General features: G+C 31.7%; 8 protein-coding genes. All 8 read left to right on the top strand.

The annotated features are described in order from the left end of the window. Positions 1-431: 431 nt before the first annotated feature. Positions 432-1,151: a response regulator transcription factor gene (locus GN217_RS18260; RefSeq protein WP_156858068.1), complete on the top strand. Its 720-nt coding sequence runs from the start codon at positions 432-434 to the stop codon at positions 1,149-1,151. Next, entirely contained in the window at positions 1,151-2,557 is a 1,407-nt protein-coding gene (locus GN217_RS18255; RefSeq protein WP_156858067.1) for a sensor histidine kinase, read from the top strand. The genes GN217_RS18260 and GN217_RS18255 overlap by 1 nt, the downstream gene beginning before the upstream one ends. Positions 2,558-2,818: 261 nt before the next feature. Continuing rightward, positions 2,819-3,730 (top strand): ABC transporter ATP-binding protein, encoded by a 912-nt coding sequence (locus GN217_RS18250; RefSeq protein ID WP_156858066.1) that lies wholly within the window; start codon positions 2,819-2,821, stop codon positions 3,728-3,730. After that, positions 3,730-4,458 carry an ABC transporter permease gene (locus tag GN217_RS18245; RefSeq protein WP_156858065.1) on the top strand — a complete coding sequence of 243 codons (729 nt, stop codon included), beginning with the start codon at positions 3,730-3,732 and terminating at the stop codon, positions 4,456-4,458. Before GN217_RS18250 ends, GN217_RS18245 begins: the two co-directional genes overlap by 1 nt. 21 nt (positions 4,459-4,479) lie before the next feature. Beyond that, positions 4,480-5,226 carry an ABC transporter permease gene (locus tag GN217_RS18240; RefSeq protein ID WP_156858064.1) on the top strand — a complete coding sequence of 249 codons (747 nt, stop codon included), beginning with the start codon at positions 4,480-4,482 and terminating at the stop codon, positions 5,224-5,226. A 383-nt stretch (positions 5,227-5,609) separates the two neighbouring features. Continuing rightward, a complete protein-coding gene (locus GN217_RS18235; protein WP_198042721.1) occupies positions 5,610-6,125 on the top strand; it encodes a winged helix-turn-helix domain-containing protein in 516 nt (171 codons plus the stop codon). Between the two features lie 265 nt (positions 6,126-6,390). After that, positions 6,391-6,525: a type A2 lanthipeptide gene (locus GN217_RS18230; RefSeq protein WP_156858062.1), complete on the top strand. Its 135-nt coding sequence runs from the start codon at positions 6,391-6,393 to the stop codon at positions 6,523-6,525. A 71-nt stretch (positions 6,526-6,596) separates the two neighbouring features. After that, complete coding sequence (locus tag GN217_RS18225; RefSeq protein WP_156858061.1) at positions 6,597-6,899, top strand: hypothetical protein; 303 nt, start codon at positions 6,597-6,599, stop codon at positions 6,897-6,899. The last annotated feature ends 102 nt before the right edge of the window (positions 6,900-7,001 follow it).

Here is a 7,001-nt window from a genome sequence, read left to right as displayed (position 1 = left end):
TAGTAGAGAAATAGCGTGCATATTCTTTTTCACATATGAAATAAAGTGAAAATAATAGCACATTACCCCAGATAAACAGCTGAATTAGTTTGAAATAGATGACCTGGAATAATGTGCTAGTTTACAGGATTAAAAAAGAAAAAAGATCAACAACTAAAAGTCTTATTTGATATCATGCACTTTCATAATATAATAGGGATGTAAATAAAAGTGTCAAAATTTATTTGTTTTTATCTCCTCATGGTTGATTAACTGATAAAACCAATTTTTTCGATAATAGATTACATTTCGCTATGGAAAGAATTTCATTTGGCAAATTTCTAAAGTGTTTTAAGCCTTTTACATCAAAAAGGTATTTATTGAAAGTTCTACAACAATGGAGTTGTTGGAAAATAAGCAAATTGTATTAATCTAAGAAGGGAGTTATCACGATGGTTTTTGATATGAATATAGTTTCCAACAAGAAAATTTTATTAGTCGATGATGAGGAAGATATTGTTAACCTACTTGAAACAGTTTTGCGTAAAGAAGGTTTTAAGAACATTATAAAGGCAGAAAACGGAATAGAAAGTATAGAAATATGTAAGAGGGAAAAACCAGATCTGATAGTACTTGATATTATGTTGCCGGATATTGATGGTTTTTCAGTTTGCCAAGAAATAAGAAAATATTCTACATCCCCCATTTTGTTTTTATCAGCCAAAAATGAAGAAACCGATAAAATTCTTGGTTTAGGTATAGGTGGTGATGATTACATTACCAAACCCTTTAGCCCCAAAGAAGTAGCCTATCGAATTAAGGCTTATTTTCGGAGGCATCAAATAGATTTAGACAAGCAAACATCTTATTCAATTGGGAATTTAAGTATTAACGAAGAGACAGGTGAAGTTTATAAAAATAGAAATCATGTCATTTTAACAGCTAAAGAATTCCAATTACTATTATTCTTTTGTAAAAATCCCAATCGAATTTTGAGCAAAAATCAACTTTATGAAGCAATCTGGAAAGAAGATTATTTGTCTAATGAAAATACAGTTATGGTTCATATTAGACATCTTCGTGAAAAAATAGAAGATAATCCGTCTAAGCCTATATTTATACGTACCGTTAGAGGACTAGGATATAAATTGGTTACACAGGAGAATAGATAATGAGATGGAAAATAACTGGACTTTATGTTGGGTCACTTTTAATCCTATCATTACTTTTATTATGTATTTTTGTATTTACTATTTGGTTTTCAATTATAGCTGGGGTAAATGTACCTGAAACTGAAAGAAGTCGTTTTCCAGAACAATTTACCTTGGAATTCGAGAAATTTATCATGAATGACAATGGTATGCCGACGGTAAAAAAAGAAGGAGAAGAAAAATTAAAAGAATTTAATGCCTGGTTACAAATCCTCGATAAGAATGGTACAGAAATAGCTAATTGGGGAAAACCCGATGAGGTTAATGACCATTACACACCAAGTGAATTGATCTTTAATTACAAGTATTCTAATAATGGGAATACAATCTTTGTTAGCCGCAAAAATGTGGATAATAAGGAATGGAGTTATGTAATTGGTTTTCCAGAAAATAGAGTATCGAAATATACTGTCCTTTTTAGTCCGAAAAGCTTAGGATACAGAGATCTTATTACCCCGCTAGTGATTATTTTATTGACAGTTATTATTATAGGATATTTATTCGGAAAAAAGTTAAGTCGTCCAGTATTGGATATTATTAATGGCATCACAAAACTAGCAAAAGGTCATTATCATATAAATTATAAAGCTAAAGGGCTTTACAAAAATGTGTATTATGGCCTTAATACATTGGCTAGTACGTTGCATTATAATCAAAGGGAACGTAGACGCTTGGAAAATATGCAAGAAGAATGGATCGCCAATTTGTCACATGATTTAAAAACACCATTATCCTCCATTAAAGGATATGGAGAAGTGCTTTCAGATGAAAAAAACATATCAAACACTAAGGAAGTTGCAGAATATGCAAATATAATAATGAATAAATCATTGTATATTGAATCTCTTATAGAAGATCTTAAACTTACATATCAGCTTAAAAATAATATGCTCCCATTGAATAAAAAAAACATTAATCTTGTAGAACTTCTGAGAACAATTATTATTGCAATTTTAAATACCCCTCAGTATAGAGAACGGGAGATACATTTTGATGTTAACACCGAAAATATACCCTTTTATGGAGATGCAAAGTGGTTAACAAGAGCATTTAATAATCTCATTTTTAATGCTCTAACACATAATTCTAATACAACGGAAATATGGGTTTCTGTCAATCAGACATTTCATGATACCAAAATCACTATTAAAGATAATGGTAAAGGCATCCCCGCGGAGGATTTAGATAATCTATTTGAACGTTATTATCGTGGCACTAATACGAATCGTGATAATGCAGGGACGGGGCTTGGAATGGCGATTGCTAAACAGATTATTACTTCTCATGAAGGTACAATATCTGTAGAAAGCTCTCTTAATAAGGGAACTTGTATATCCATTATCTTTACCAATAAAACCAACTTATGATACATAGATGGTATATAAAAAATCAAAAAATAGCAGTGTTTCAGCTAGTTCTGCTTAAGACAGGAAAAGTTAAATCACATTGAGCTAACAGGGATACATGAAAGACGGTATTCCATGTTAGCTTTTTTATTTTCACATTCGTAATTTTGGCTATGGAAATTGGCTAATAAATTTAAGGTTAAGTTAAGGAAAACTGAAATATGATTTAAGCTTGATCTGCTAACATGGTCTTTAAATAGGTATCGAGAGGAAGTGTAGTAAATGGGGAATGTCATCCTCAAAACGAACAACTTAACAAAACAATTTAAAGGAATTAAACCAGTCCAAAATTTAAATCTTCATGTAGAGGAAGGTTCAGTATATGGCTTTCTGGGACCTAATGGGGCAGGTAAGACAACTACAATCAGAATGCTGTTGGGATTAATGAGACCAACACAAGGAGACGTTCATGTTTTTGGAAAGAATATCAAAGAGGAAAAAATAGAAATACTTAAAAGAGTTGGATCACTTGTAGAGTCACCTTCATATTATCGTAATCTAACAGGTTTTGAGAATTTAGAGGTAACGCGTAAGTTATTGGGCATAAAAAAAACAGAGATTGACCGTGTTCTAAAAATTGTGCGATTAAAAGATGTGGCAGATCGACTCGTGAAAAATTATTCATTAGGTATGAAACAACGCCTAGGAATCGCTCTTGCTCTCCTTAATAACCCTGATCTACTTATATTAGATGAGCCTACTAATGGTTTAGATCCTTCTGGTATTCATGAGATTCGTGAATTAATAAATAAATTACCAAGTGAATATGGGATAACAGTATTAATATCCAGTCACAATCTTAGCGAAATTGAACTAATTGCGACTCATGTAGGGATTATTGGTAATGGTAAATTGTTATTTCAGGGGACAATTGAAGAACTACAAGCAAGAAGTCAACCTTTATTAAAATTACAAACAAATGAACCGAAAAAAGTCCTTGATATATTGAATAAAGAAAATATATTTGGGAGTATTGTGGAAAATAATATTGAAATTATAGGTCATGAGGAAAACGCAGCATTTATTAATAAAATAATTGTAAATTCAGGTTATGATGTATCTCAACTGTGCCTACAGCCTCGTTCATTAGAAGATATTTTCTTGGAGTTAACTGGTTCAAAGGAGACATTATAATGAGTTATCTGAGAATAATGCAAATAGAATGGCAAAAATTAAAAAGAAGTGGAATCATGTATATAGTTTGGGGTGCGCCGTTATTCGTTGTAATGTTACAATTTTTGAATTTTAAATTAAGATACGACATCTTAATACCATCAGGTTCTTCACCTTGGTGGGTCTTTATTCAAGAAATAGGATCTTTTTGGGGGGCATTAGTATTACCAATTCTTGCAGCGATTATTGCAGCAATTATTTGCGGTCAAGAGCATTCAACTAATGTTTGGAAATATATAATTGCATTACCAATAAAGCGTTGGCAAATTTATACTGGAAAGTTATTATTGACACTTTTCTTATTAACTATTGCTTCCGTTATTTTAATTTGTGGAATGATAATTAGTGGTTTAGTGCTAGGATTTAACGAATTGGTTCCATTGCAGGAGATTTGGTGGCTATTTATTTTCCCATTATTGGGAGTAATAGCGTTAACATCGATACAAATGTGGCTGAGTACGCGATTCCACAATTTATCTATACCAATAGGGGTTGGGGTTCTGTGTATAGTTGTATCCCTTTTTGTAGCTCAATCAAGCATTACTTTTTGGTTTCCGTGGGCTTACCCTTTTATGACAGCACCGATAGGTACCCCTTATGAACCTTATTTCTATAGTGGGTTGTCTATTATTGTTGGATTGTTATGCACTCTCATAGGTATCCGTGAATTTTCAAGAAGAGATATATAATGGAAAGGAGAAAATAAAAAAATGCAAGCCTATTTTCGTATGGTAAATGTTGAGATTTTTAAATTAAAGCGTTCATTTATTTGGTTAATCATAATTATAGCTCCCTTAGCTATGATTTTAAATGGATCTTCGAATTTTATTAGATTCCAAGATATGCTTACAAAGGGAGACGATGCAGCTTGGTTGAAGCTATATGTACAAATAGTAATTTGGTTTGGCATTTTGCTTTATCCAATGTCAATAGGGGTTCTTAGTATCTTGATAAGTCGTACAGAGCATGCAGAAAATTCCTGGAAGTATTTATTAGCGCTCCCTTTCCACCGCAGTACAATATATCTGGCTAAGCTAACTAATTTAATGCTCCTAACTGGGATATCAATATTATTCCTTTCTTTTGGTATATATCTTAGCGGGGAAATAATAGGTGTTCAAGGTTCTGTGCCTTACACTTTAATATTTGGAAATACTTTAGTTGGTTGGGTCGCATCATGGCCAATCATATCAATTCAATTATGGTTAAGTATACGTTTCTCTGGAATAGGCATACCTATGGGAATAAGTGCAATTACGGCTATTATAGGAGTAATAGTAACTAATTCACAGTATGCAAAATTATATATTTGGTCGTATCCAGCCCTTAGTATGTTACCAAAAGGTGAGGGGTTTGATACATTTTCTTCTTTATCAATTATGGTGATCTCAAGTATTCTATTCATTATTTTTACTGTAGTTAGTATTTCTGATTTCAAAAAAAGAGATATTCAGTAAAACGGTATTGGTGATCATTGATTCTGTATGTAGTGATTAATAGTATATTTATTACTAGGCAATTTTTATCAATGGTTACTAATATGTTCCTTTTTTCCAAAAGTTAAGATTTATTGGCCGTATTTAAATTCATTTATAAGTACTAAGCCCTATATAAACAAAATATTTATTTTGGGGGAGATTGAAATGACAGTATTCATATTGACAAATAATAGCTACTGTTCGTTACTATTTGAAAGTATTCTTAACCACAATGGCATCAATATTAAAATTTATTCAAATTACGAAAAGTTAAAAAAGAGTATTAAAACAAATGAACCTTTAGCCATCTTATTAGACTTACCTATCCTACGTTAAGAGAATTAATGTATTGGATGGAACTTTTGAGATTAACGTCTGTTCCCGTTTTAATATTAAGTACTGATAAGGAAAATCCAGACAGGATACTTTTAAGACAAAAAACTACCTTGATTTTAGGAGAACCTTTGGTTCAATTTTTTAAAAGCTTACATTTGAATAAGATTGAAGATGGCCAAAGAAATTTGATTGGAGATACCATTCGATTGTCTCCTGATGTAATTTTCAATCTTGCAAAACAATGTATTGTTAAGGGTAATGAAAATATAGACTTATCAATCACGGAATATAAGTTGCTATATATACTGGTATATAATTTGGGAAGTACACTGAGTGCTGACAAGTTAATGAATTGGGTTGATCTCTATAGTATCTCAAGTTTGTACGTCCATATAGCAAATTTAAGGAAAAAGATTGAAAGCGATCCCAAAAGTCCTAATATTCTACTCACAGACAAGGGTAAAGGTTACACCATTAATATGGATAATGTAAATTTTATTAATGAATCCAGCTCCTATTTGTTTTCTCAACAAAACAAATAGGAATAAATACATTACAATCTTTTGGAATATATACATTTGCAAACAGAATATCTGAATTATTAATTGGTATTTCGTTTGTGAAAATTTAATTTTTACTCAAGAATCACAAGGTTAAGTGGGGATTCTTAATATATTAATTATACATTAAGAAAATTTTAGACACAATCTAAAGGATTACCTAGAGAACTTTTTAAGTATTCAATGTATTTTATGTATATGGGATGTAAAAATACCCATAAAAATCGGGGAGAGGAGGGAAATTATAATGGAAAACTTGGAAAATGTAATCAGTAATGTATCAGACGAAGAATTAGCAGAATTGTCAGGTGGTGTCGGATGTGGCTGGGTTTGTACTTTTACTCTAGATTGTCCAGGTACTCGCTGGTTTAACTGTTGTTAATAGAAACCAATCGGTGGGAGAATTTTTCTTGCCGATTGGTTTCTAAATATTAAGTAAAGGAGCTCATATTGTTGGTAACTGAGAATAATATTATTAAAAAGAATATATGGGGGAAAGCAACGTTTTTAAATGAGCAACAAATTGACTTAACGCAAACTAGCAAGGAAGGGCAAGAAAAAGCTGCGGCATGGGTCGAAAGAACTGGTCTTCAACCTTTAGAAATACTTAAGTATCGTCTAAACGAAGATGGTCTTAGTTATTCTGATTTCGTATCTATTCTATCCAACCCTAGTCCTAGATTTATGGGGGAAGAAGAGCCAGCGTGGTTTAAAATTTTAAATTCAGTTTTTAATAACTCAACTTTCGCAGAGTAAAAATGACATCTAACCTTTATCTGGTAAAGTACTTTTGGAAATTCATTATGGACCTTGACATCTGCCTACTATAAAAAAGAAAAACACCTCCACTTTTGGTAT

The organism is Oceanobacillus sp. AG (genome assembly GCF_009746545.1).
In the GTDB taxonomy this organism is placed as follows: Bacteria; Bacillota; Bacilli; order Bacillales; family Amphibacillaceae; genus Oceanobacillus; species Oceanobacillus indicireducens.
This window is presented reverse-complemented; position numbering and strand designations above follow the sequence as displayed.

Excerpts from the sequence above, each read along its gene's own strand:
- GN217_RS18255 (WP_156858067.1), top strand. The coding sequence starts at position 1,151 with ATGAGATGGAAAATAACTGGACTTTATGTTGGGTCACTTTTAATCCTA.
- GN217_RS18245 (WP_156858065.1), top strand. The coding sequence starts at position 3,730 with ATGAGTTATCTGAGAATAATGCAAATAGAATGGCAAAAATTAAAAAGA.
- GN217_RS18230 (WP_156858062.1), top strand. The coding sequence starts at position 6,391 with ATGGAAAACTTGGAAAATGTAATCAGTAATGTATCAGACGAAGAATTA.
- GN217_RS18240 (WP_156858064.1), top strand. The coding sequence starts at position 4,480 with ATGCAAGCCTATTTTCGTATGGTAAATGTTGAGATTTTTAAATTAAAG.
- GN217_RS18250 (WP_156858066.1), top strand. The coding sequence starts at position 2,819 with ATGGGGAATGTCATCCTCAAAACGAACAACTTAACAAAACAATTTAAA.
- GN217_RS18260 (WP_156858068.1), top strand. The coding sequence starts at position 432 with ATGGTTTTTGATATGAATATAGTTTCCAACAAGAAAATTTTATTAGTC.